Origin of the sequence: Aquirufa nivalisilvae (genome assembly GCF_003143535.1) — a bacterium.
In the GTDB taxonomy this organism is placed as follows: domain Bacteria; phylum Bacteroidota; class Bacteroidia; order Cytophagales; family Spirosomataceae; genus Aquirufa; species Aquirufa nivalisilvae.
The window spans coordinates 3,021,829-3,046,476 of the sequence record NZ_CP029346.1; the positions used below are offsets into that span (position 1 = coordinate 3,021,829).

The 24,648-nt window shown below is 39.3% G+C and carries 17 protein-coding genes; 8 read left to right on the forward strand and 9 right to left on the reverse strand.

The genetic code is table 11. The features are described 5' to 3' along the window. Window positions 1-2,859, forward strand: coding sequence for a PVC-type heme-binding CxxCH protein (locus HME7025_RS12920; RefSeq protein ID WP_109324676.1), 2,859 nt, complete (start codon window positions 1-3; stop codon window positions 2,857-2,859). Window positions 2,860-2,917: 58 nt separating this feature from the next. Next, entirely contained in the window at window positions 2,918-4,048 is a 1,131-nt protein-coding gene (locus HME7025_RS12925; RefSeq protein WP_226998309.1) for an FG-GAP repeat domain-containing protein, read from the forward strand. 13 nt (window positions 4,049-4,061) lie between these two features. Here HME7025_RS12925 and HME7025_RS12930 read toward each other — a convergent pair whose 3' ends face one another. Together HME7025_RS12930 and HME7025_RS12935 are read right to left on the reverse strand one after the other, a co-directional pair. Continuing rightward, window positions 4,062-4,469 carry a GNAT family N-acetyltransferase gene (locus HME7025_RS12930; protein WP_109324681.1) on the reverse strand — a complete coding sequence of 136 codons (408 nt, stop codon included), beginning with the start codon at window positions 4,467-4,469 and terminating at the stop codon, window positions 4,062-4,064. Between the two features lie 5 nt (window positions 4,470-4,474). Then, window positions 4,475-6,568, reverse strand: a complete 2,094-nt coding sequence (locus tag HME7025_RS12935; protein WP_109324693.1) for an outer membrane protein assembly factor BamB family protein — start codon at window positions 6,566-6,568, stop codon at window positions 4,475-4,477. 380 nt (window positions 6,569-6,948) lie between these two features. Here HME7025_RS12935 and HME7025_RS12940 point away from each other — a divergent pair, with 380 nt between their 5' ends. From HME7025_RS12940 to HME7025_RS12960, 5 genes are all read left to right on the forward strand, one after another. Next, window positions 6,949-7,275, forward strand: coding sequence for a helix-turn-helix domain-containing protein (locus tag HME7025_RS12940; RefSeq protein WP_109324694.1), 327 nt, complete (start codon window positions 6,949-6,951; stop codon window positions 7,273-7,275). Continuing rightward, on the forward strand, window positions 7,265-8,563 hold the full coding sequence (gene dcm / locus HME7025_RS12945; RefSeq protein WP_109324695.1) for a DNA (cytosine-5-)-methyltransferase: 1,299 nt from the start codon (window positions 7,265-7,267) through the stop codon (window positions 8,561-8,563). The genes HME7025_RS12940 and dcm overlap by 11 nt, the downstream gene beginning before the upstream one ends. Then, complete coding sequence (locus HME7025_RS12950; RefSeq protein ID WP_109324696.1) at window positions 8,535-9,920, forward strand: Sau3AI family type II restriction endonuclease; 1,386 nt, start codon at window positions 8,535-8,537, stop codon at window positions 9,918-9,920. Before dcm ends, HME7025_RS12950 begins: the two co-directional genes overlap by 29 nt. Window positions 9,921-10,204: 284 nt before the next feature. Next, on the forward strand, window positions 10,205-10,735 hold the full coding sequence (locus tag HME7025_RS12955) for a DinB family protein (protein ID WP_109325470.1): 531 nt from the start codon (window positions 10,205-10,207) through the stop codon (window positions 10,733-10,735). A gap of 307 nt (window positions 10,736-11,042) precedes the next feature. After that, complete coding sequence (locus HME7025_RS12960; RefSeq protein WP_226998235.1) at window positions 11,043-13,691, forward strand: DUF7133 domain-containing protein; 2,649 nt, start codon at window positions 11,043-11,045, stop codon at window positions 13,689-13,691. 74 nt (window positions 13,692-13,765) lie between these two features. Here HME7025_RS12960 and HME7025_RS12965 read toward each other — a convergent pair whose 3' ends face one another. From HME7025_RS12965 to HME7025_RS13390, 3 genes are all read right to left on the reverse strand, one after another. Beyond that, window positions 13,766-14,179: an SRPBCC domain-containing protein gene (locus HME7025_RS12965; RefSeq protein WP_109324712.1), complete on the reverse strand. Its 414-nt coding sequence runs from the start codon at window positions 14,177-14,179 to the stop codon at window positions 13,766-13,768. 123 nt (window positions 14,180-14,302) lie between these two features. Continuing rightward, window positions 14,303-17,923 carry an alpha-L-rhamnosidase gene (locus HME7025_RS12970; RefSeq protein ID WP_226998236.1) on the reverse strand — a complete coding sequence of 1,207 codons (3,621 nt, stop codon included), beginning with the start codon at window positions 17,921-17,923 and terminating at the stop codon, window positions 14,303-14,305. Between the two features lie 213 nt (window positions 17,924-18,136). Next, entirely contained in the window at window positions 18,137-18,283 is a 147-nt protein-coding gene (locus HME7025_RS13390; protein ID WP_154401980.1) for a hypothetical protein, read from the reverse strand. A gap of 200 nt (window positions 18,284-18,483) precedes the next feature. Here HME7025_RS13390 and yiaK point away from each other — a divergent pair, with 200 nt between their 5' ends. Further along, window positions 18,484-19,512 carry a 3-dehydro-L-gulonate 2-dehydrogenase gene (gene yiaK, locus HME7025_RS12975; RefSeq protein ID WP_226998237.1) on the forward strand — a complete coding sequence of 343 codons (1,029 nt, stop codon included), beginning with the start codon at window positions 18,484-18,486 and terminating at the stop codon, window positions 19,510-19,512. Window positions 19,513-19,593: 81 nt separating this feature from the next. Here the strand turns inward: yiaK and HME7025_RS12980 are convergent, their stop codons facing one another. From HME7025_RS12980 to HME7025_RS12995, 4 genes are all read right to left on the reverse strand, one after another. Then, window positions 19,594-20,709 (reverse strand): AEC family transporter, encoded by a 1,116-nt coding sequence (locus HME7025_RS12980; protein ID WP_109324713.1) that lies wholly within the window; start codon window positions 20,707-20,709, stop codon window positions 19,594-19,596. Window positions 20,710-20,719: 10 nt separating this feature from the next. After that, the gene (locus HME7025_RS12985) at window positions 20,720-21,904 is read right to left on the reverse strand and encodes a pyridoxal phosphate-dependent aminotransferase (RefSeq protein ID WP_109324714.1); all 1,185 of its coding nucleotides are present in this window, start codon (window positions 21,902-21,904) and stop codon (window positions 20,720-20,722) included. Between the two features lie 649 nt (window positions 21,905-22,553). Then, window positions 22,554-24,137 carry a M56 family metallopeptidase gene (locus HME7025_RS12990; protein ID WP_109324715.1) on the reverse strand — a complete coding sequence of 528 codons (1,584 nt, stop codon included), beginning with the start codon at window positions 24,135-24,137 and terminating at the stop codon, window positions 22,554-22,556. Further along, window positions 24,127-24,498: a BlaI/MecI/CopY family transcriptional regulator gene (locus HME7025_RS12995; RefSeq protein ID WP_109324716.1), complete on the reverse strand. Its 372-nt coding sequence runs from the start codon at window positions 24,496-24,498 to the stop codon at window positions 24,127-24,129. The genes HME7025_RS12990 and HME7025_RS12995 overlap by 11 nt, the downstream gene beginning before the upstream one ends. Window positions 24,499-24,648: the final 150 nt, after the last annotated feature.

The window sequence follows — 24,648 nt, forward strand, 5'->3', positions numbered from 1 at the left end:
ATGAACCATTCTGTTAGCTATTTTTGGGGTTTAGTCTTTAGTTTATTTCTAGCTAGTCCTACTTGGGCATTAAGCCCATTTGCCATCCAACAAGATACTACTAAAGTAGATTTTGACTATACTTTAGAAGCCACCATGTTGGGGTATTTTTCAAAAGATGGAACAAGAAATCCTACGTTAAAAGCCAATAAAGGTAAAAAGGTAAGAATTACGATTGTCAATGGAGAACAAATGACTCACGACATTTCCATGGAAAAACTGGGGATTAAAAGTTCAACCATTTTAGATAAAGGATCCAGCACCAGCATTGTATTTATTGCTCAGGCAAACGATACTTATTTCTGTTCTATCCCGGGTCACCGAGCGGCCGGCATGGTGGGGAAATTTGAAATTGTGGAAGGTGCTATTACCGCTGAAATAGTAAAAGGTATTCGCCCTTCCAAAAACGGGAAAACATTAAACTTAAATTTTGAAACAGGAAATCTGGATGATTGGAAAGCGGAGGGTGATGCCTTTGCTAATCCCATTTTTAACCAAGACCCCTCTCCCGTACATGATAAGACCATGAAAATTGGTCCAGAAGGAACTCATTTCATCTCGAGCGGTGGCACAAAAAACTATGCCTTAACAGGTACACTAACTTCTGTACCCTTTAAAATTACACAGCCTTTTGCTAGCTTCTGGGTTTCTGGAGGAGCCTTACAAGATACTCGTGTAGAACTGGTATTAGCCAAAAGCAAAAAAGTCATTTTCCGCTCTACTGGACAAGGTCGCGCAACTTTGCAACCAGTAGTATTTCATGTAAAACCATATTTGCAACAAGAAATCTTCATCCGCATCATCGACAATGAAACGGGTATCACGCCTATCCCATACGTGGCGCATGATAAATTAGCTCATATCAATTTTGACAACTTTCAATTCCATGCTACTCGGCCAAATTACCCAAATGAATTGCATCAAAAGGACATCATTGTACTTCCTCCTTTAGATCCCGTCCTAAATGCTGGCTTATCTGGATTAAAGGCTGCTGAAGCCATGACCTTGCCCAAAGGATTCAAAATTAATTTAGCTGCCGCAGAGCCTGACATTGTTCGTCCTATCAGTTTTACCATGGATGCCAAAGGAAGATTATGGGTGGTAGAAGGACATACCTATCCCGTTCCTGCACCTGAAGGTCAGGGAAAAGATCGAATAATCATATTTGAAGATACCGATGGTAATGGCACTTTAGACAAAAGAAAAGTCTTCATGGAAGGCTTAAACTTAGTCAGTGGCATTGAAGTAGGCATGGGAGGAGTTTGGCTAGGTGCAGCACCTTATTTACTATTTATTCCGACGGATTTTCAGACGGATAAACCCACGGGACCTGTTCAAAAACTGTTGGATGGCTGGGGAGTACAAGACACACACGAAGTATTGAATAGTTTACGTTGGGGACCCGATGGTTGGCTTTATGGCAATCATGGGGTATTTACCCATTCCAATGTAGGAAAACCTGGCGCCTTGGATCAGCAGCGAACTAAAATTAATGCCGGCGTATGGAGATTCCATCCCATCAGTCATCAGTTTGAGGTATTTGCAGAAGGAACGAGTAATCCTTGGGGAATCGACTTCAATGATTATGGACATCCTTTCATTACCGTTTGTGTGATTCCCCACATGTTCCACATCATACAAGGAGCACGATACGAGCGGCAAGCCGGAAAACACTTTAATCCCTATACCTACGAAGACATAAAAACCATTGCTGACCATCGGCATTACGTGGGCGACAGAGGTCCACATGCAGGTAATTTCCGCTCTGCATCCGCTGGGGGCGGCCATGCACATGCCGGTGCTATGATATATTTGGGAGGAAATACGTGGCCAAAAGAATTCCGAAATAACATCTTCATGAACAACATCAATGGCTCTCGATTGAATGTAGATCAGCTCAATAGGCAAGGTTCAGGCTACAATGCCTCGCATAAAAAAGACTTCATTGTCATGAACGACTCATGGTCGCAATGGCTCAATTTCAAATATGACCCAAGTGGTTCCGTTTTTGCCATCGATTGGTACGATAAAAACCAATGCCATAGCTCTAACCCTGATGTGCATGATAAAACCATGGGAAGAATCTTTAAAATCACACATGAAAACGATAAATGGGTTCAAGTGGATTTACATAAAGCGACCGACATGGATTTAGTGAATTACCAACTGCATGCCAATGAATGGTATGTTAGACAGGCGAGAACTATTTTACAAGAAAGAGGGCCGAATCCTCAAGTTCATGCTGCCTTGAGAAACATCATTGATAAAAACCCCGATGTGACCAGAAAACTGAGAGCTTTATGGACATTACATGTTACCCAAGGTTTAACAGAAAAAGATGTCGCCCAATTATTGACGAATCCAGATGAAAATGTTCGAAGCTGGGCGATACAATTGGTCGCCGAAAAGAAACAGGTTTCCGCTGAAATTTTGCGTCAATTTGAGTCTATTGCTCGTACGGATAAGTCGGCACAAGTCCGGCTGTATTTAATATCTGCCTTATTGCGATTGGATCCTGCACAGCGTTGGAATGTATTGGATGCTTTAGTTCAAAAAACAGAAGATCAAGCAGATCATAATTTGCCATTGATGCTTTGGTATGCTGCCGAACCATTGGCTACCTTGGATGTCAAGCGTGCTATTCAGTTAGGTGTAAAGTCTAAAATGCCCAAGTTTTTAAACTACACCATTCAACGCGTAGCTGCCTTGAAATCAGATGAGGCCATTGCTTCTTTGAAGGATTTACAATCCGAATTGGGGCATTCTCACGAGAACCATGAAGTGAGTATGTTATTGGATAAAGTATTAAGCCAAAAATAGCCCTCAAATGAAAAAATATAGCCCCATTTTAGGATTGGAATTACTCCTACTCTTTTTCATGCTGGCCTTTCAGTCGCAGCCACCGTCCGACTTTAAAAAAACAAAAATAACGGGAGATTTTATTTCGGAGGGAGTAGCCGCTGGCGACTTAAATAAAGATGGGAAAATAGACATTATTGCGGGATATTATTGGTTTGAAGCTCCTTATTGGGTAAAACATGAAATGGTTCCATCGAGAACTTTTGATCCTAGAAAAGAGTATTCTGAATCCTTTCTAAACCTGTGTTTGGATGTCAATTTAGATGGTTGGAATGATGTCGTGATTATTGATTTCCCAGGTAAAGCTGGATTTTGGTTTGAAAATCCCAAAAATAAAAGCGAGCAGTGGACCAAGCATATCATTGCCCAAGGAATGGGTATCAGCAATGAATCTCCGGGTTTTATTGATGTGGATCAAGATGGCCGATTGGATATTTTATGTGGAGACAAAGACAAAAAACAAATTGTTTGGCTTCAAGCACCCACTCAAAAAGGGGAAACTGAATGGAAAAGGCATGCATTAAGTCAAGAAAAAGTACCTGGAACAGAAAGTTTCTCGCATGGAATAGGCATGGGAGATATCAACATGGATGGAATTCCTGATGTGGTCATTCGCGAAGGCTGGTTTGAGGGTAAAAAAGATGTAAAATCAGGAGATTGGACTTTTCATCCGACCAATCTAGGAGAAGCCTGCTCACACATGCAAGTGATGGATGTCAATGGAGATGGCAGAAACGACGTAGTCAGTGCATCGGCACATGCTTTGGGAGTTTGGTGGCATGAGCAAGTGTACCAACATGGAGAAATTAGCTTTAAAACTCACTTGATGAGTACACGGACGGCTCAAACCCATGCATCTATCATGGCCGATTTAAACGGAGATGGCAAAAAAGTATACATTACGGGTAAACGCTTTTTAGCCCACCACGGTAGGGATGCAGGAGATAGTGACCTAGCTATGTTATTCTATTTTGATTTCAATGAAAAAGATAATAGTTCATTTTGGAAAGAGCATTTGATTGATCAGGATTCTGGAGCAGGATTAAATATTACAGTGATGGATGTCAATAAAGACAAAAAACCAGACATCATTATTTCCAATAAAAATGGCGTGTTTTTATTCGAAAATCAACTCAAAAAAAGGCGGTAAATTTGGAAGAAATTTAAGACCTACTTTTCTCCATTTTCACATATTCGATACCATTTTTCAGGAATGCTTCACCTACTTTTTTCATACCAAATTTCTCATAAAATTTGGCCTTGAGAACACGTGCGTGGCACCAAATTAACTGGATATCAGGTTGGCTACATTGTTCAAAAACATGCTTCAATAAACTAGTACCGTAGCCTTTGCCTTGTTCCGATTCTAGCGTGGCAAATTTCCGGAATTGCATGGATTGATTCTCCTGAAAAAGCGAAATAACGGATTTCAATTGACCACCATCGATTAGCCCTAAATGAATCGCCTCCTCATCGCCTGGAACTTTGACAAAATCCAAGTCTTTATCTGGCCACATGACCTGTTGACGAATCAATAATACCTGTTGGATAGGAATTTCTTGAATTTGCATAAAACTTAATTTAAGGAAAAAGCGAGGTAGTGGTCGCCCGACTTCGTTTTCAACTTGCCACCTCCACAGGCGATGACCACAAATTCTTTCCCATCTACTGCATACACGGAGGGCGAAGCATAACCTGCCGCAGGTAATTTATAACGCCATAATTCTTCCCCTGTTGCCCGATCAAATGCCCTGAAATATTCATCTTTGGTAGCCGCAATAAATACCAAGCCTCCGGCAGTTACGGCAGGTCCACCATAATTATCCGTCCCTGTTCTTGGGATTCCTTGGGCCATCAGCTCTGGATATTCCCCCAAAGGCACTTGCCACAGCCTTTTCCCTGAATGCATATTGATAGCGGTCAAAGTTCCCCAAGGTGGGCGACTTACCGGATACCCATTGGAATCAAACCAACGGTTATAGCCGGTCATCAAATAATCGGAAATGGACAAATTACTGGAGCCTTTTACGGCCACATTTTCTCCTTGGAGAAAGGACCAAATCGCCTCTTTTTGTTCCTGACTGATATGCTGCAAGGAAGGCATTCTTCCTCTTCCTTGATTCAATAATTCCACAAAGCTTTTCAGCTTATATTTCTTTTGAACCTGTAACAAAGAAGGCACTGAGCCATCTTCACTCCCTTGTCTATTGGGTCCATGACAACTCATACAATGCTGCTCATACACCACACTGGCCGTGGTCATTTTTAGACTTTTGGAATTGGGAATCAAAGACGTGTAAACTGGATTTTCTTTGGCAGGAATGTACATTACTTGGTGCTCGTCTACGGCAGCTCCACCCCATTGTGCACCCCCATCAGTTCCTGGAAAAAAGATGGTTCTTTCCTTACCTACTGGTATATACGCATGGCCAGCTTTTGACATGGCGAATTCCTTTTTAATCTCCTCTGGATTAGACACCCCAGGATTAATATCTTTTTCGAAAAAACTTTGTCGCGTAAATGGCTCCGGCCATGAGGGGATAGGCTGCGTTTTAGAAGCCAATTCACCAGGAACATCGGAAGCAGGAAAAGGAATTTCCACGATGGGGAAAATAGGCTTACCAGTGACCCGATCAAACACAAACATAAAACCTTGCTTGCTTAGGACAGAAACAACATCTTTCTTTTCTCCGTGAATGTTGACGCTAAACAAATTGGGAGGCGCAGGAATATCCCGATCCCATATGTCGTGGTGCACCGTCTGAAAATGCCAAAGCCTTTTGCCCGTAGAGGCATCCAAAGCCAATAGGCAATTGGCAAAAAGATTGTCGCCCTTTCTGTTCCCCCCATAAAAATCAAAGGCCGCTGAGCCTGTAGGCGCATAAACAATGCCTCGTTTTTCATCCAAAGCCATTCCCATCCAACTGTTAGCACCGCCTAGGTTTTTATAATTGTATTTCTCCCAAGAATCATATCCGAATTGTCCTGGTCTGGGAATGGTTTGAAAAGTCCACAATAATTTCCCAGAAATGGCGTCATAGCCACGGATATCGCCCAGCAGAGCTGTAGCGGATTCTGAAACTCGAGTACCAACGATTAGGATATTCTTAAAAATGGTCACGGGCGTATTGAGGGAGACATATTCATCCGATCCGTCTCGTTGGATGCCGAGCAATAAATTGACTTTACCCTCCTGGCCAAAGCTAGGAATGACTTTGCCCGTTTTGGCATCTAAGGCAAACAAATAGGCTCCATAACCAAAAAAGATGCGTGATTTTTTGCCGCTGGACCAATAGCTTAGTCCTCGACTGGTGGTGCTGTTGGTCTTAATCTTGATGTTGGTTTTCCACAATTCCACCCCTGATTTAGCGTCCAGTGCAAAAGCTTGGGTATTGGCAGAAACACCGTATAGAATCCCGTTGATGATGATGGGATTGCATTGCATTTGGGTACCATTGGTGAGGGTATCTGCCCCGCCTGCATCGTAATCCCATGCTAGAGATAATTGACTTACATTGGAAATGTTGATTTGTTTTAAGGGAGAAAAATGATTGCGATGATTGCCCCCATGATAAGCTGGCCAATCCACGCGCATCCGTTTTTGCCAAGAGGCAAATCCCAGCAATAATCCTAGGACGGATATACCCACCAAGAGCTGAAACTTTTTCATCGGTTTGGATTTTGTCAAATGTAAGGGTTTCGGTGGGAAAATGGATAGGTATGCTTTAAGATGTTGTAAAATTTGAGTAGCTAGGGGTTTCTTTTCAAATAATCATAATTGGGGAGTTGCAATGTAAAAGTTTAATAGCCAAAATTAAGAGAAGCAAAAAGACAGTAATATCCTATCCAAATTAACCAAACTAATGATTATTATTAATTAAAAAATGATAGAGAAAATGCCAATGTTACTCAAAATTATAATTACTTTAATCTAACCCTTTTCTACTCATTTATTTTTTACCAAACCTCTAAATACTATTTAAAAACTTTTTTTGGACTTTTTTAACCCCTATTGTTTTTATCTTTATTTTTGGACATTATTTGACCAATATGGTAACAATAAAGAAAACAAAATCATTTGGAGAACATCTAAGAAATCTTAGAGAAGAAGCTGGCTTAACTCTGAAATTTGTCTCTGATCAAATTAATATTGACACTTCGCTACTAGCTAAAATTGAGCGCAACGAAAGACCGCCAACTAAACTAGTCATTAAGCAAGTTGCTGACTTTTTTAAAGTTGACGAAAAAGAATTGCAGAATGATTTTTTAAGTGATCAGATTGCATACAAAATTCTTGATGAAGAAGCAGATTTAAGTATCTTAAAAGTTGCTGAGGAAAAAGTGAAATATTTAAAAACTATCCACAATGGAAAATGAAATTAAAGTCGTAGAATTATTTGCAGGTGTAGGTGGCTTTCGTCTTGGACTTGAAGGATGGAATGGAAAATCTGCATCATCAGGATATAAAAAAGGTTTAAAATCTCCATATAAAATAGTTTGGAGCAACCAATGGGAACCTTCAACAAAAGCTCAGCACGCATCATTGGTTTATGAAAACCGTTTTGGGAAAATCGGACATTCAAATGAAGATATAGCTCAAGTTGATGTTTCTAAAATACCCAACCACGATTTGTTAGTTGGAGGCTTTCCATGTCAAGACTATTCTGTTGCAACCACTCTCAAAAACTCAAAAGGACTTATCGGCAAGAAAGGTGTTTTATGGTGGAGTATTCACAAAATAATTTCAGAAAAAACAAATAGGCCTAAATATCTATTTCTTGAAAATGTTGATAGACTTCTTATTTCTCCTTCAGGACAAAGAGGACGAGACTTTGCAATTATCTTACAGAATTTAAATGAACTTGGCTATGCTGTTGAATGGAGAGTTATAAATGCTGCCGATTTTGGAATGCCTCAAAGGCGAAGAAGGATTTTCATTTTGGCATATCTAAAAGGAACAAATATTTATGAAAGCATAAAAGAATGTTCTCCAGAAGAATGGATTTTAGATGAAGGAACATTAGCAAAAGCTTTTCCTGTAACATCTGAAACATCTTTAACCCCTAAAGAATTTAGACTTAAAGGGGATATCGTGTCTATTTCTGAAAACTTCAACAAAGCAGGAGCAACGGGGCCATTTGAGAATACAGGAGTTATGATTGATGGCTTGGTTATAACTCTTAAAACAAAACCAAACTATGATGGCGGGTTCACAATTTTGAGAAATCTAATTCAAAATGGGGAAGTTCCTTCTGAATTTTACATCGACAATAATGAACTTGATAAGTGGATGTATTTAAAAGGTCCTAAAAAAGAAATGCGAACAAACGCACAAGGATTTGAATATAACTATAGCGAGGGAGGAATGATATTTCCCGATCCGTTAGACAAACCTTCAAGAACAATTATAACTGGAGAAGGTGGAAAATCGCCATCAAGATTTAAACACGTTATTCAAACACCAAAAGGTTATAGAAGACTCTCTCCAGTTGAACTTGAGCGTTTAAATATGTTTCCAGACGACCATACAAAGCTTGATGGAATTTCAGACACAAAAAGAGCCTTCTTTATGGGAAATGCCTTAGTTGTGGGAGTAATCGAAAAAATTGGAATTGCATTAAATCAAAAAATTACTAATGAAGTTACCATACAATTCGAAAGATAAAAAATCTGTAATTGAATATGCTAAGTTGCTTAAAGGGAAAACTTTAAGGCAGATTTGCGACCCTCTTATTTTAGAGCATAATTACACAGGTAAAGGAAACTTCGGTCAAATACTAGAGAAGTTTTATTTCGGTTATGAACCTAATTCCAAATCAGAAGCTGATTTTTTTGAAATAGGAATGGAGCTCAAATCTTCTCCTTTAAAGCAATTAAGAAATAATGAATATCGTTCAAAAGAGCGATTAGTATTGAACATCATAAACTACATTGATGTTGTTAACCAAAACTTTGAAACTAGTGACTTTTGGAAAAAAAATGCAAACATTCTTTTAATTTTCTATTGGCATCAAGCAGGATATGACATTCTAGATTATCTAATAAAGCTTGTAGATGAATGGAATTTCCCAAACACCGATTTAGAAATAATTAAAAAGGATTGGGAGCTCATCAAACAAAAAATAGCAGACGGAAATGCACACGAACTTTCGGAAGGTGATACCTTTTATTTAGGTGCTTGCACAAAAGGAGCAAATTCAAATTCAACAAGAAAACAACCATTCAGTGACATTCCTGCAATGCAAAGAGCTTACTCTCTAAAACAAGGTTATGTAAATCATATCATTGCTTCAATTGCCAACGACACAACAGGAGTTTATGGTAAATTAATTACATCAGTAGAAGTAGCAGAGAAGCTGACAATTGAGGATGCCGTAATTTCAAAATTCAAGCCATATTTCGGTAAGACCATCGAGCAAATTTTATCAATTACTGGCGTTGAATTAAATATAAAAGCAAAGAATTTCTATGCAAACCTTACAAAAGCAATCTTAGGAATTGAACTTGATAAAGAAATTGAAGAGTTTGAAAAGGCTGAAATCAGGGTAAAGACAATAAGACTAAAAGAAAATAATTTACCAAAAGAAGATATTTCGTTTCCAACTTTCAAATACGAAGAAATAGTAAATGAAGAATGGGATGACTCAAATTTCAAAGACATTTTAGAGCATAAGTTTTTATTTGTGTTTTTCCAATTTGAAAACGATGAATTGATTTTGAGAAAAATTAAGTTTTGGAATATGCCATACGATGACATACTTGAATCAAAAAAAGTTTGGGAAATGACAAAAAAGAATGTTTTAGAAGGTAACATCGTAAAGGAAATTGTCGGAACAACTCGTTACACAAACTTTCCAAATAAATCTTTCAGTTCTGTATCTCACGTGAGGCCACACGCCACAAACGCTGCTGATACATATCCTTTGCCAACCGAAGACAAATTGACAAAAGTAAAAGAATACACGAAGCATTGCTTTTGGCTAAACAACACATATGTAAGAGATGAAATTTATTTAAAATAGCTTAATTTTCTTTTATAAATGGACAATTAAATTCACAAAAATCAATCATTTCGCAAAAGTTGACAAAATTTAAAAATAAGCATACTTTTGCCGCAACAGTACCTGTTCAGCATACCGTAAGATCTGCTAGCGGGTCATTCTTTTTGTAGCTATCGACGATGTTATACCATTTAACTATATAAATAGAAAATAGTAATTTCCCTCCGCACACAATATTCCCCCAATTCCTTTGAAATTTGACTAATTATTGGAAAATTGACCCTTCAACCAACCTTAAAAAAATCATGAAACGTTCTCGTTTATTCTTGTCACTCTTATTTGTACTAGGCCTATGCCAAATGGCTGTGGCTCAATCGTCTGTTGATGCTATGGTCAAAGATTGGGAAAGATCTAAAGCGTATACCAAAGAGTATCTAGACGCTATGCCTGAATCAGGTTATGCCCTAAAACCCACTCCTGAAATGCGTTCTTTCGCAGAACAAATGCTACACCTGACCGATGCCAATTACAGCTTTGCATCGGCTGCATCTGGAGAAAAAAGTCCCATTGCTATGGGTGCTTCAGAAAAAGCAACTGACAAATCAAAAGCCAATGTGACCAAATTGGTCATGGATGGCTACGATTTTGTCATCAATTCCGTTAAAAAAATGACTGCCGCTCAATTGGCTGAATCGGTGAAAATGTTCGGAAGATTCGACATGACCAAAGAAGCAGCTATCGCCAAATGCCTAGAGCATCAAGCACACCACAGAGGCCAAACTACCGTGTACATCCGTTTGGCTGGCGCAAAACCTCCACAAGAGAAATTGTTTTAGTCAAATCCATTGAATCGATTAAGAAAGGCAACCCAATGGGTTGCCTTTTTATGTTTATACTGAATATCCCTAGGTAAAACGAGGAATCTCATTTTATCTCACAAATCCCCCCTTTCATCGACTTATGTGTGCATTCATTTGATATCCGAATTATTCGGCATTATTTACATGATTATTCAAAGAAAAATGTTCCATTATGCCATATAAATACCAACAAATCTTTCGCCTAGGCTTTTTTGGCCTAATAGCAACCCTCTTATTTACCTCATTTAACTCTCAACTAAGAATTAATCTTCCTACCAGATTCATGGGAGATACCTTAAGATTACCGGAAGGTGTAGACCCCAATGATGAGAATTGGAAGGGGATCGATCTAGCTCCCAAAAGTCCCATTCAACCTCTAAGTGTAGCCGAAGAAGCCAAGCAATTTTTACTTCCTCCAGGTTATAAAATTCAAGCGGTACTAACAGATCCCGCTATCCAGCAACCAGGTGAAATCGTATTTGATGGGAATGGTCGCATGTATGTGTTAGAATTGAGGTCTTATATGTTGGATGCCGATTCAAAAAATGAATTAGAACCTATCAGTCGAATTTCTCGCTGGGAAGACAAAAACAATGATGGCGTATTTGAAACAGGAACCACTTTTGTAGATCATTTGATCTTTCCTCGCTTTGTATTGCCCTATGGAAAAAATGCCGTTTTGACCATGGAATCGGATGCTGATAATGTATATAAATACACGGACACCAATGGGGACGGAAAAGCAGATAAAAAAGAATTGTTTACCACGAAATTTGGACGTTCTGGAAACGTAGAACATCAACAAGCATTTTTGTTCTATGGGATGGACAACTGGCTTTACAGTACCGTCAATGCCTTTCGTATTAGAGAAACACCCAATGGTATCATCCGTGAAAAAACAGGAGCAAACCGCGCACAATGGGGAATCACCCAAGATGATAATGGGAAATTATGGTTTCAAGGTGGGGCATCTGGCTTACCATCCTATTTCCAATTTCCAATCCACTATGGCAACTTTGATGTGCCAAATGAAATCGCCAAAGGCTTTGACGTTCCCTGGGGAGCTGCCATTAAAATTGCTGATATGCAAGGCGGAATGGATGAAATACGACAACCCGATGGCTCTTTAAATCACGTAACAGGTTCAGCAGGAAATGATATTTATCGGGGAGATCGACTTCCTTCCAATCTACAAGGACAATTGTTTTATGGGGAACCCGTAGCTCGTATTGTTCGCCAAGTCAATCCCCTGGTAAAGGATGGTCTCACCACGCTTCATAATGTATATCAAGATCAAAAATCGGAATTTTTGAGATCAACCGATCCTTTATTTAGACCCGTAGATATGACTACCGCTCCTGATGGAACGCTGTACATTACGGATATGTACCATGGTATCATTCAAGAAGGACAATGGACTCCAAAAGGATCATATTTAAGAACGAAAATTGACCAATATCGTTTGGATAAAGTGATCGGTTTGGGACGAATTTGGAGGATTACTTATGAGGGGAAAGAACGTGATACCAAACAACCAAGAATGTACGATGAAAAGTCAGCTACTTTGCTGAGCTACCTTGGCCATCCCAATGGTTGGTGGAGAGATCAAGCGCAGCAAGTTCTCGTTTTAAGAAAAGATAAATCCATTGTTCCCATGCTCCATTCGATGGCATTAAAAAATGCCAAAGAGCATACGCGCGTTCATGCAATATGGACATTGGAAGGATTGGGTGCCTTAAGCCATGATGTGGTGAAAAAATTGTTGAATGACCCCAATCCACGGATCAGAATACATGCGTTAAAAGCCTCAGAAACACTTTATAAAGCGGGTGAAAAATCACTTGCTGCTGAATATTTGACCTTAATGAATGATTCAAATCATGAGGTGGCCATGCAAGCCATTTTGACAAGTAAGTTTCTTAAAATACCTAATTTAGAAGCTTCCTTAAAATCTACTTTGGCAAAAAACTCATCCCCTGGGGTGAAATTGATCAGTGAGCAAATCCTTAACCCGCCAAAACCTAGAAATGTGGGACCCTTTGGTGCAGCTGAATTAAGCAAGGATCAAAAAGCCATTTTAGAAAGAGGGGAATTGGTGTTTAGTGAATTATGCTCCCAATGCCACGGAAATGATGGTATGGGTAAACCAGCGGCGAATGGAAAATTGCTTGCACCTGCCCTAGCGGGATCTTATCGCATTCAATCTCATCCAGAATATGCTGTTCGTGTTATTTTACATGGCCTTGATGGGGCTATTGATGGTAAAACCTATGCAGGTGGATTGATGGCACCGATGAAAGAACAGTCGGACCAATGGATATCCGATGTGGTTTCGTATATCCGCAATGGCTTATCCAATGATGCCTCTTTTGTCAGTCCACAGCAAGTGGCCGCTATTAGAGCTAAATCTCAAAAACAAACGGGTATGTATAAATATGATGCCTTAATAAAATTAGTCCCTCAGGAGTTTGTAGCTGATGCCAATTGGAAGTTTGCCGCAAGCCATACTTCTTCTACAAGAATCGGAGGAAATGTTTCTCCTAAAAGTGCCCTAAATTTTGAAGGCTGGTCTACAGGGATTACTCAGGCCAAAGATATGTGGTACCAAATAGAGTTTCCAGAGGTTTACAATCTATCTGAGTTTCATTTTACATCCACTCAAACGTTTAGAAGAGGTGCTCGACCAGTTCCAGGAGCAACCCCAGTATTCATTTACACGCATCCTAGGGTATATGCCGTTGAAACATCCCTGGATGGGAAAAATTGGCAAACGACTTTGGCAAATGTGAAAGGGAATGAGGGCGAAAATGTCTTGTTGTTAGATCAAGTCAAAACCAAATTTATTCGAATGAAACTGAACGAAGGTCTAAGCAATGAAAAGGATGAAACTCCTTGGGTGATGCGACAATTAAAAGTTTATGGAATAAAATAGGGTAATCCTGATGTAATAAATAAAAGAGCCAAGCCATGAAAATATTGCTTGGCTCTTTTATTTAAATGGAATGCCTAGGATATAGATTCCACGTACTTTTTGAAATTATCCAAAATCATTTGCCAACCCATCTTTTGCATCTCTTCTGGATTTTGGGATTCCGGCTCAAAAGACTCTTTGACCCATACACCTTCTCCCTCTGTAACAAACTGTACGCTTACTCGGCGCCCATCTCCTAAGGTAATTTCTAGGTTTTTCAATGGATCTATTTGAGTAAATGTGCCCCAAAAATCAAAGCTGAAAGAGCCATCTTTGGCCGCCATGGTATAATGAAATTCCTTGCCTTCCTTTAAGGTATTTTGAGCCTCTGGACAATGCCAATCTTCACTAGCAAAGTTCCAATGCTTCACATGCTCGGCTTGGGTCCAACAATCCCAAACCTGCTGAATGGATGCTTGGATGTTGGCTGTAACTTGTATCTGTGTCATATCTGAATTTATATCTTTCGTGAATTTATCAATCTATTGGAAATTATCCTGCCCATCCTTTCATTTCCTATTAAAAAAGGCGATCCTTGCGAATCGCCCTTGGTTAATTAATGGCGGGGTATTCTACTTAAGCGGACTGACTTTGAACTCATATGAACCTGAGTTTAATTCCATTTCCAAGAAATTTCCTTCTTGTTTTAAACCTGAAATTCCTTTGGATTTTGTTACATCTTGACTACCTTCTGTCACTTTAGCCGAACTTGCAGGAAGTTTCAAATGTGCCGAAGTATTGGCAGGAACTGTAAATTTATAGCTCATCACATTCCCTTCTTTCTTCCATTCACTGCTCACTTTTCCATACATGGTTTCTACATAGCCTTTGGCAAAATTTATTTTACCTGATAAGTCTGGAGTAGGTTGTAAGGAGAAATGCTTGAACCCTGGCGAATCTACATCGCGTTGAATTCCCAAAGAAGTTTGGTACATCCATGCCGCAATCGCCCCAAAAGAATAGTGATTGAAAGAGTTCATGCTATTATTTCCTCCAAAACCATTTTCAATGGTATAAGAGTTTAATCTTTCCCAAATGGTCGTGGCGCCATTAGCCACTGAATACAACCAAGAAGGATAGGTTTTTTGTGTTAATAGTCCATAGGCCACATCATGCTGATTATTATTAGATAGTGCATCGGCGATAGAAGCCGTTCCAATAAATCCGGTCATTAAGGAATACGGAGGGCGCGCCACTCCTTCATCGTCTTTGTTGGATCTTTGAACTGTCTCCACCAAATGCTTCACGATGAACGGTTTGTTATTATCATCAATCACTCCCAATGCCAAAGGAATAGCATAAGAAGCTTGCGTGTCCATCAATTGTCCCTTATCAGAAACAGGTGGCGTGGCAGGTGCTGCAGGTGCCGCTCCCGGAGGGCCCATGCGGGCTGCTCTAACACCAGATTTCACTGTTCTATGAGTATTGGGGTCAATGTAAACGCTATTGATCGTTTTCTTCTTGTTTTCGTATTGAGCCAGGTAGGCGCTTTCATCCAACTTATTTCCTAAAATACCTGCCACTTGCGACATGATTTTCAAGTTATATGCCTGGTAAGTCATCCAGAAAAGGGTATTATCGTTTTTGTTGTTTTCTGGACTCAACCAATCGCCTAATGGTCCTTCATTGACAATGCCGTTGGCAGGATCAACTTTCGTTTCCAAAAATGCAACATAACGTTTCATGGCATCGTAATGCTCGATTAACATATTCTTATCTCCATATTGTTGATACGTTTCCCAAGGGATAATAATACCTGCACTTCCCCATAAGGTTCCACCAAATCCTCCGCCCATGGGAGCAACGTCGGTAAAGCGGCCATCTGCCCGTTGAACATCGCGCATAGCCAATAAATGACGTCGCATGAAATTATTCACGGGAGCCATATAGGTGGCCGTTTTGGAAAACACATTGATATCCCCACTCCAACCCATTCTTTCATTTCTAGCTGGGGTATCGGTTGGAATAGAAAGGAAGTTTCCTCGCATGGACCATGTGATATTATTCCACAATTTATTCACCAAAGGATCAGAGCTTTCATAGTACGAACCAATATCCTGAATGGAAGAAAGCACTAGACCAGCCACTTGACTTAAAGCAGGTGCTTGATCCAAACCAGTAATTTCTAGATAACGATACCCGTGAAAAGTAAATCGAGGCTGAATGTATTCATCTCCACCTTTTAAGATATAAACATCTTGTGCCAAAGCCGCACGAATGTTTTCCAACATAATCATCCCTTTTTGTGAAGCATATTCCGCTAAATCTGGGTAAAGAACCTCGGCAAAACGCAAAGTAATGGTTTGACCCGCTTTTCCATTGGGAATAAATATTTTAGGGAAACCCACCATATTTTGACCCATGTCATACACATAAACACCTTTTCTTGGCTCATGCATGGACTTCGCTTGCATCACTTTTCTCACTTGAACGGCATCGTCCAATTGACCAACTAACTTCATACCAACATAGTTTAAGGCATTAGGCACATCGCCTACATAGGCCGTTCCTTCTAGAGGAATTTTTGCTGCAGGTTTCCAGCCTTTAGCTTGGAATGATGCTGTAGACCAACCAGCAATAGCGGCTTCTTTACGAGCATCATAGACTTCCCCTTGGAAGAAACTTCCGTAACGGATTGGACCATCATTGCTATAAGTCCATTTCTCTGGATTCGTGGTAATGATTTGTTCCGTACCATCGGTGTACTGAATCACTAACTTAGCCAACAACGACTGTCGGTCTCCAAAGAAGTTCCAGCTATCTCCACTAAACGTGATATTTCCACTCCACCAGCCTTCACTTAACCAAGCGCCCCAAGCATTTTCTCCTGATTTAATCTGTTTCGTCACATCAAAAGTTTGGTACAAATGTGTTTTATTGTATTGCGTCAAACCCGGATTAAAAAAGTCTTTTCCTACACGTTCTCCATTTAAGTATAATTCATAAATACCACGGGCAGTCGAATAAATACGTGCTTGTTTGATGGTTTTATTTGGAACACTAGCAAATTGAGTGCGTAACATAGGAGCTGCAAATCTGCTGGGATTGGCACAAAAAAGTACATTTCCAGAAGAGGCTGTTATTTGAAATTGCTTCCCATCCCACTGAATGGAATTATGGCTAAACAAGCTAGGATTTTCAGCAGCATCAAATAGTTTATTACTTGGGAATCGGAAGTTTTTAATCAAAACCCCTGAAAATAGGGCTTTTTGATTGGCTGGTACCTGAAATCCGATTTCAGATAACATTGGGAAACTGATGAAATTGTTTCCTCTTCCCACTGGGTTTAGATTAAGTCCTGATTGACCTCCTCTAGGTGCAGCAGCGGCTCCAGCAGGTGCTCCGTTTATTTTGTGAGCTGGGTCAACTTGATCCAAATAAAAATCAAAAACGCCAAAATTACACTGAGCAAAAATGGTGTGTTTCTGGTATTTGTTCGCTGGCGAAATGAGCGATTTAGCTATTTTAAAACTTGCAAAAACCTTAGAAGGACTATCCTTTTTGTCGTAACCTACGCGATATACATTTAGCTGGGCTAATCCAGAATCCGACTCCGCTACGTTATTGATATCAAATTCCAATTGGATGTAAGAGGCATTGGGTCCATTAGCCACATCCATGATGTTCAAGTTTCTGTTTTGCAAACGAGGGTCATTTGCTCCAAAAACAAAGGATGCTTTCGTAGATTTAGAAGCTTCATCCAGCTGTATGCCAAATTGGATTTTGTACATGGATAAATAATGAGAATAGAGCGGTAAATCATTTTCGCCTATCCACTCAGCACCATTCCATGCTTGTGCGCTTGAATTTAATAATCCTGTTTCGAACCAGGAAGAAGCCGAACTAACTTTATTTTGTTGATCCCAAACCTGCACATTCCATTGGTATTTTTGGGAAGCTTGTAAAGCCAACCCTTCGTAATTGATTCCTAAAGACAAGGGGGAATTTACTTTTTTACTATCCCAAGCTACTTGGTTCTTGGCATCACGAACAACAATTCGATAGGCCTGTTGTTGATTTCCTCTGGATTTATCTGAGGATTTCATTTGCCAAGAAAACCTAGGATGCTGCTCATCCAATCCTATCGGTTCGGATTGGTATTCCACTTTCAAGTGATGCAAGGAATTCTGAGCCTGCAGATTTACTATACTTAAAAAGCACAGTAATACGTATAATACATGTTTTTTCATCATTAGGGATATTTTCACTAAATATGTTGTCTTTATATGAGTTATGAAACTTATTTCGATGAAAGACTTCTTTTAAGCGATAAAATTATCCTTAGGCTTATAAGGATAGTGTGGCTTCGGGAGCCACTTTAGACGGTGGCTTCGGGATCCTCAGCCACCTGTATATTTCGGATGTGAGTGTCTCGGCCACCTGCTATTTTTATTTTCCCTCTCCAATCAAGGTGGCTGAGGCTCCCGAAGCCACCGTATTTTCATTCTCCATCCAATCAAGGTGGCTGAGGCTCTCGAAGTAACCATATTTTCATTCTCCCTTTCAATCAAGGTGGCTGAGGCTCCCGAAGCCACCGTATTTTCATTCTCCATCCAATCACGGTGGCTGAGGTTCTCGAAGTAACCATATTTTCATTCTCCCTTTCAATCACGGTGGCTGAGGCTCTCGAAGCCACCGTAACTACTATTTTAAATTGAGTATTTCAAGAATATTCAATTGCCCATGAGGAGATTAACTACTTTTACGTCTTCTTTCTACATAACTCTCTATATCTTTAATTTCTAAACTATTTATGATGAAAAGAATTTCATTTGATGACATGTTTACTACCATTAAACAGGCATTTATATTAGCAGGATTACCCGAAGATAAGGCCACTGTTTGTGCCAGAACTCACACAGAAACCAGTCGCGACGGCGTATATTCTCATGGTTTAAACCGAGTAGAACGATTTTTAGATTTTGTCTCCAAAGGTTGGGTGGATGTACATGCAGAACCTAGTCTAGATGTAAACCTGGGTTCCATTGAAATATACAATGGAAATATGGGGATAGGAATTACCAACTCCATCTTCGCGATGGATAGAGCAATGGATATCGCCAAACAATATGGATTAGGCCTAGTAGCTTTGAATAATACCACTCATTGGATGAGAGGAGGTTCATATGGCTGGCAAGCCGCTGATAAAGGCTATATGGCGATCTGCTGGACTAATACCGAATCTTGCATGCCAGCCTGGGGCGCCACTTCAGGTGGAATCGGTAATAACCCCTTTATCATGGCTATTCCACGCCAAGGAGGTCATGTGGTTTTTGATATGGCCATGTCGCAATATTCCTATGGAAAACTAGAAACCACTCGCTTAAACAATGGAAAGCTTCCATTTCCTGGAGGGTTTGACCAGGACGGGAAGTTGACAGATGAGCCTGCCCCCATTGAAGCCACACGTAGAATTTTACCAACGGGATATTGGAAAGGATCTGGATTAGCTGTCATGTTGGATTTATTTTCAGCTATACTTTCCAAAGGTAGAACTACCGCCGACATCGACTTGGTTGGGAAAGGAGCATGTGGAGGATGTTCCCAAGTTTTTATTGCGATTGACCCATTAAAAATCAATGATCAAGCATTCTTAGATCAAGCTTTAGAACACACCATCACTCAATTACGAAATTCTACCCCAGTAACAGCCGGAGGAGAAGTGAATTATCCCGGTGAAAGATCCCTGAAAACGAGATCCGAAAATATGAAATTGGGCATCCCTGTCGATGAAGGAGTTTGGAAGAAAGTAGTAGCATTTAGTCAAGCTAAAAAATCTTAAACCCTAATTAAATGTCGAAACAATACATCGAATCCAAGCATTATTGGCCTTGGAAAGAAAGCTCTTTCTCCTGTTCAAATATTAATGAGCCTCTTTCAAATTCCTAAGGGACGATGTAATCTTTTTGAAAACTTTTAAATGTGGTAAAATACCTACCCCTAATAGGGTTATGGAAAGAAGTACAAGGTTACTAGTTTCTGCAAATGTTTGACCAGAGGCTAAAACACCAATCACTAAAATGGTGGACAAAGGAAGCGAAATAGCTAAGGTTAATAAGGCCAAATTAGCATCAAAGGTTTTGCGATAATCTGGTATTTCTTTCAATTCTTCCTTATGATGAATGACCGAAATGTGGGCAAATGGCCAAAAGCTACAGGCACTCAAGGGAACCACCACAGCTAGTAAAACCATGTTAGGGTCATGGATTCCAAATAAAAAGATAACTATTAAGCTAAAAAGAATCGTAATCCCCGCACGGAAAAATAAGATGGAGAGTATCATTTTAATCTCTTTTCCTTCTTTCAATTCAACAGCCATACCTATGTATATCAATACCAAAGGACCCATTAAGGTACTAGCTCGTGAGAAAATTTCTTGAATGACGATGGGTAATGTACTCATATGAAAACCCATGGAAAGAAACACAATGGCCAATAACATGATGACATTGATTGGCTCCTTGATTAGACTCCATAGAAAATCTTTCATGCCTTTTTTATTACCAATGGCCCCATCTTCTTGAATAGCCATGTGCATTTTCAATGAGATGTAATACAAAAAATTGAGGGCAAAAAACTTATTTCCTACATCAGCCATAGCTGCCATCGCTAAGGATTCTCCACCCAAAAATTCCGAAATAAAGGGGAAGCTTGATAGTCCAGGCGCCAATGAAGGAAGCAACATGGTTAAGGTTCGACTTGCCGGAGAGTTCTTCTCCAAACCAAAAAAAGGCAAGAAATAGGGAGCCGTTAAAAAGATAAAGAAGTTAAAACAAACTAAAATAATGGGATATATTAACATGCTAAAGCTCATCTTAATCCCCATCAATGCAATAAATACCGTAGCAGGAAGTGCCACAGAAAGTATGACTTCTTTTAAGCCCTGAATTTCTGATTTATTCTTAATTTTCTTACGCAAAGCGACACCCAATACAATTAAAAGCATTAACGTAAGTGTCTTTTCAATAGCATCAATCATAACGAACAATTTAAGCGAGCTCTTTCAAAGATGTTACGAAGTATTCCATTTCAGCCATCGTTCCTATGCTGACGCGACAATAAGGTTTATTTAACATATCAAATGACCTAACCATGACACCTTTGCTGGCCATTTTACTCAAGAAAGTCTTGCCATCCATTTTAATGGGGAATATCACAAAATTGGTATATGAGGGAATGTAGCTATATCCTAATGCGCTAAGTTCTTTATATAAATAATTCTTGCATTGAGTATTAAGTCGCTTAGTCATGGCTTGGAACTCTTTATCCTGTAAGCTGGCTATCGCTCCCAAAACAGAGGTGTGACAAATCCCCATTCCTCCGCGAGTGATTTTTTCAATTTTACTTAAGAATTCCGGTTGTGCAACGGCATAGCCTACACGCAAACCTGCCATGCCCATAATTTTGGAAAACGTTCTAGCAATGATCACATTTTTCTTTTGTGACAGTAAAGAAACCATACTAGCCGTATCTCCCTCAGCAAGTTCTAAATAAGCTTCATCGATGAAAACAGGAACTTTAGTCGAAACCCTTGAGCAAAAATCCATCAGTTCATTCGCTGCCATGATGGTCCCAACAGGATTATTGGGGTTACAGATATAAACCATTTTGGTATTGGAATCAATGGCTGCTTCCATGGCTTTTAAGTCATGAGTCCAATCTGACTTACAGGGAACGGCTTTCCAAGTAGCACCTACGGCTTCAGCTACGCGAATGAGCGACATATAGGTTGGATCAGCTGAAACAATATTTCCCCCTTTGGCAAACAATACAATGGCCACTTTTTCTAATAAATCCGAAGAGCCTGGTCCCATCATAATATGATCTTTCGTTACACCTTCCTTAAGTGCTAACATATCCACCAAGGAGGCTAATTCTTTCCATGAATAGCGATTTCCTCCTGAAACGGATTCGGCCACCGCTTTTCTAGCACTTTGAGGTGGTCCATATGGATTTTCATTCGCATTTAAACGCGCGATCATAGCAGGCACATCAGGTCGTTCATCCAAATAATGCTCTCTCAATAATGGACTATAATACAGTCTATTTTCTGAATCTAATGGAAAGGAACTCGTTGAAAATGCACCCAAACTAATGTGAGGGGCCAAGGCCATTCCGCCCATGGCGGCTAGTCCTGACTTTAGGACATTTCTTCTGCTAAAAGATGTTTTCATAATGATTGAGTTGGTATATAAATGCGATGATACTCTGTCTTATTGACTCATTTCTGAGTTTTCATCTTACATACAGGGAAAAAACAAACCCAGAAACCAATGCTGCTCCTTAGTCAAATTTGTTTTTAAAATACTCTCGATGGAATCAAAGAAGGAATCAATTCCTGGAGAATATATATACGCCCAAGCTGATCAGAAATGGGCGTATAAATTGTATTTATTGATGAATTATGTTGAAATGTAGCAGGTTTATTGAAATCCACCTCGACAATTCTATATTTTTTTATGAAATGCCTCAAAAAACATGGAAATATTCCAAATTATAGGCAAAAAATGTAAAAAAATAGGGCGTATTTATATTTTTTGAAAAAAATCAATTTTAAAATACAACGTTTAAATTTTGATGAAAAATGATTAAAATTTGAATTTAAATTAAAAATAAGTTTTAAAAACATTCAAACAATATAAATTAATTGAAAAAGTGCCAAAAATAGGATTTATTCATTTTGCCAATTTATAGTACTATTTCGATGAGAATGCCAAACATAGTATGGCCATATTCTCAGGAAAAAAATGAGATCTGAGCATAAACGGTAATAGCCTGATGAAAATCACCGGCTATTACAAATGCTAGAAATCACTTGTGCTTTTACTTCACTAGGGAGAAAGCAATAGGTTGGACGAATTTAGAAGCGATATTGGTATCATGACTCTTGGCTGGAACCCATTTACCTGAAGCTTTGATGAGTCGAAGTGCCTCTTCAGCTAATCCATATCCAGGAGATCTTAATACGCTGATATCCGAAAGTGTTCCATCGGCAGCCACTGTAAATTGAACATAGGCTTTTCCGGAAATATTCGCTTTTTTAGCTTCCTCAGGATAGTTAACATTAGCGGATAAATAGGAAAGAAACGCATTGACCCCACCTGGAAATGTGGCAGGTTCTTCCACGACAATATTGACATTTTGATTGGTCGAAATATTGGTTGAAACATTTGTAGTAACATGATTTTTAGTCGAGATTTCCACCACTCCATTAATCCCATCTTTTCCATATTTTTCATTCGCCATGGCTCCTTTCAATACATTCACGGATTGGATATCATTAGGGTTCATTTTACTAAGAACCAAAGTGCGTTCAATCTTGCCATCGACTACATACAGAGGATTGACAGGTGGAGCTGGAGGCACGCCAGGTGCTGCTGGAATCGCTCTAACAGCCAAGGGTGGCGGTGGAGGCGGAGGTAAATCCTTGTTGGGTGCCTTTTTTCTAATGGCAGGTTTAACGGGAGCATTTTTGCTAAAGGAAATCCCTATTTTACTAGGACTAACTGCTTCATTTTTCTCTTGAGCAGTTACTTGAATGGAGAAAATACCTATGGCCATTAATGCCAAAGGAAGGGCCAAAACCTTTCTTAGGTAGGCATATGGCGTATTTTTGGATGTTGTTAACATGACAATTCTTCGTTTAATAGATGAATAATAAAATGAGTGTCCGGGGTTTAAAAAGTGATTTCCGTAGTGCGATTGTAAGATCATTTGGGCAAAAGCATTCACATTATTGCTTCCAACCGCTTCACGATCTGCAATAAATTCATGGATATTTTGTAATTCTTTATGCATCAACCAATAAAAAGGATTGATCCAAAATAGGGAAGTGATGATTTGACAAATAACCCGATCAATGGTGTGCCTTTGCTGAATGTGCGTTAATTCATGCTTAAAAATAGCTTGGCCATTGGGTTCAGAAATGGAGATGGATTTTTTCCAAAAAAGGAACTGAAGGAATGAAAACGGGGCATCCTCTTCATCCGTTTCAATGAATTCAAAACCTTCCATGGGAATGCTTGGATTTCTCCTTTTCATCTGATAAATCTTGATAACCTGGTATAAAAAGTAGCTCAACAGACCTATTGAAATCAAATAAAAAGTCCATATACCATATTCCAACCAAGGTAAATTCATCCATGAAAACTGTTCAGGAGTTGACTTGGCAGAGGCCGATAGCAAATATATGGCTTTGCCAGCTCCAGCCACTTCAGCTTCATCGAAGGAAAAAAAAGAGAATTGGAAACAAGGAACAAGTACGCTTAATAGCATACTGACTAACAAATAAAATCGATTGTAAGTATGGAATCGATTATTCCGAAGCACCAACACATAATAGCCATAGAAGATCCCAGAAAGTAGGCTACTTTTCAACAGATAGATTAATAAGGCATTATTCATCATCGTTTTTAGATTTTAATTGGCTTAATAACAATTCTAAATCTTCAATAGACATCTGCTTTTTATCGACCAGAAAAGATACCACGTTCGTATATGATCCTTCAAAAAAAGATTCAGCCAAACCAGCTATACGCTGGCCAGAATATTCCTGCTTTGTGACTTTCGCAAAATAGAGGTTATTTCGATTGGGATTATTGATTCCAACAAAATCCTTTTCAACCAATATTTTTAATAGAGTAGCAATGGTGTTGGAATGGGGCTTAGGCTCAGGTAAGTTCTCAATAATATCTTTGAGAAATCCTCCATCTGGTAAGGTCCAGATAACCTGCATAATTTGCTCTTCTGCTTGGGTTAGTTTTTTCATAGTTCTTCCTTTTGTTGGACCAAATGTATAACTAATTTTTTAGTTACAAAATATTTGTAACTATTTTTTTAGTTAAAATTTATTAACTCCATCTCCATTAGGGACTATCATAAAAAACGCCCCTGAAATTAGGGGCGTTTTATTCAACCA

Coding starts and splice junctions, on each gene's coding strand:
- yiaK (WP_226998237.1), top strand. CDS start 18,484: ATGATGAAAAGAATTTCATTTGATGACATGTTTACTACCATTAAACAG.
- HME7025_RS12965 (WP_109324712.1), bottom strand. CDS start 14,179: ATGACACAGATACAAGTTACAGCCAACATCCAAGCATCCATTCAGCAG.
- HME7025_RS12925 (WP_226998309.1), top strand. CDS start 2,918: ATGCTGGCCTTTCAGTCGCAGCCACCGTCCGACTTTAAAAAAACAAAA.
- HME7025_RS12990 (WP_109324715.1), bottom strand. CDS start 24,137: ATGATGAATAATGCCTTATTAATCTATCTGTTGAAAAGTAGCCTACTT.
- HME7025_RS12935 (WP_109324693.1), bottom strand. CDS start 6,568: ATGAAAAAGTTTCAGCTCTTGGTGGGTATATCCGTCCTAGGATTATTG.
- HME7025_RS12930 (WP_109324681.1), bottom strand. CDS start 4,469: ATGCAAATTCAAGAAATTCCTATCCAACAGGTATTATTGATTCGTCAA.
- HME7025_RS12980 (WP_109324713.1), bottom strand. CDS start 20,709: ATGATTGATGCTATTGAAAAGACACTTACGTTAATGCTTTTAATTGTA.
- HME7025_RS12950 (WP_109324696.1), top strand. CDS start 8,535: ATGAAGTTACCATACAATTCGAAAGATAAAAAATCTGTAATTGAATAT.
- HME7025_RS12995 (WP_109324716.1), bottom strand. CDS start 24,498: ATGAAAAAACTAACCCAAGCAGAAGAGCAAATTATGCAGGTTATCTGG.
- HME7025_RS12960 (WP_226998235.1), top strand. CDS start 11,043: ATGGGAGATACCTTAAGATTACCGGAAGGTGTAGACCCCAATGATGAG.
- HME7025_RS12920 (WP_109324676.1), top strand. CDS start 1: ATGAACCATTCTGTTAGCTATTTTTGGGGTTTAGTCTTTAGTTTATTT.
- HME7025_RS12940 (WP_109324694.1), top strand. CDS start 6,949: ATGGTAACAATAAAGAAAACAAAATCATTTGGAGAACATCTAAGAAAT.
- HME7025_RS13390 (WP_154401980.1), bottom strand. CDS start 18,283: ATGGAGAATGAAAATACGGTGGCTTCGGGAGCCTCAGCCACCTTGATT.
- dcm (WP_109324695.1), top strand. CDS start 7,265: ATGGAAAATGAAATTAAAGTCGTAGAATTATTTGCAGGTGTAGGTGGC.
- HME7025_RS12970 (WP_226998236.1), bottom strand. CDS start 17,923: ATGATGAAAAAACATGTATTATACGTATTACTGTGCTTTTTAAGTATA.
- HME7025_RS12985 (WP_109324714.1), bottom strand. CDS start 21,904: ATGAAAACATCTTTTAGCAGAAGAAATGTCCTAAAGTCAGGACTAGCC.
- HME7025_RS12955 (WP_109325470.1), top strand. CDS start 10,205: ATGAAACGTTCTCGTTTATTCTTGTCACTCTTATTTGTACTAGGCCTA.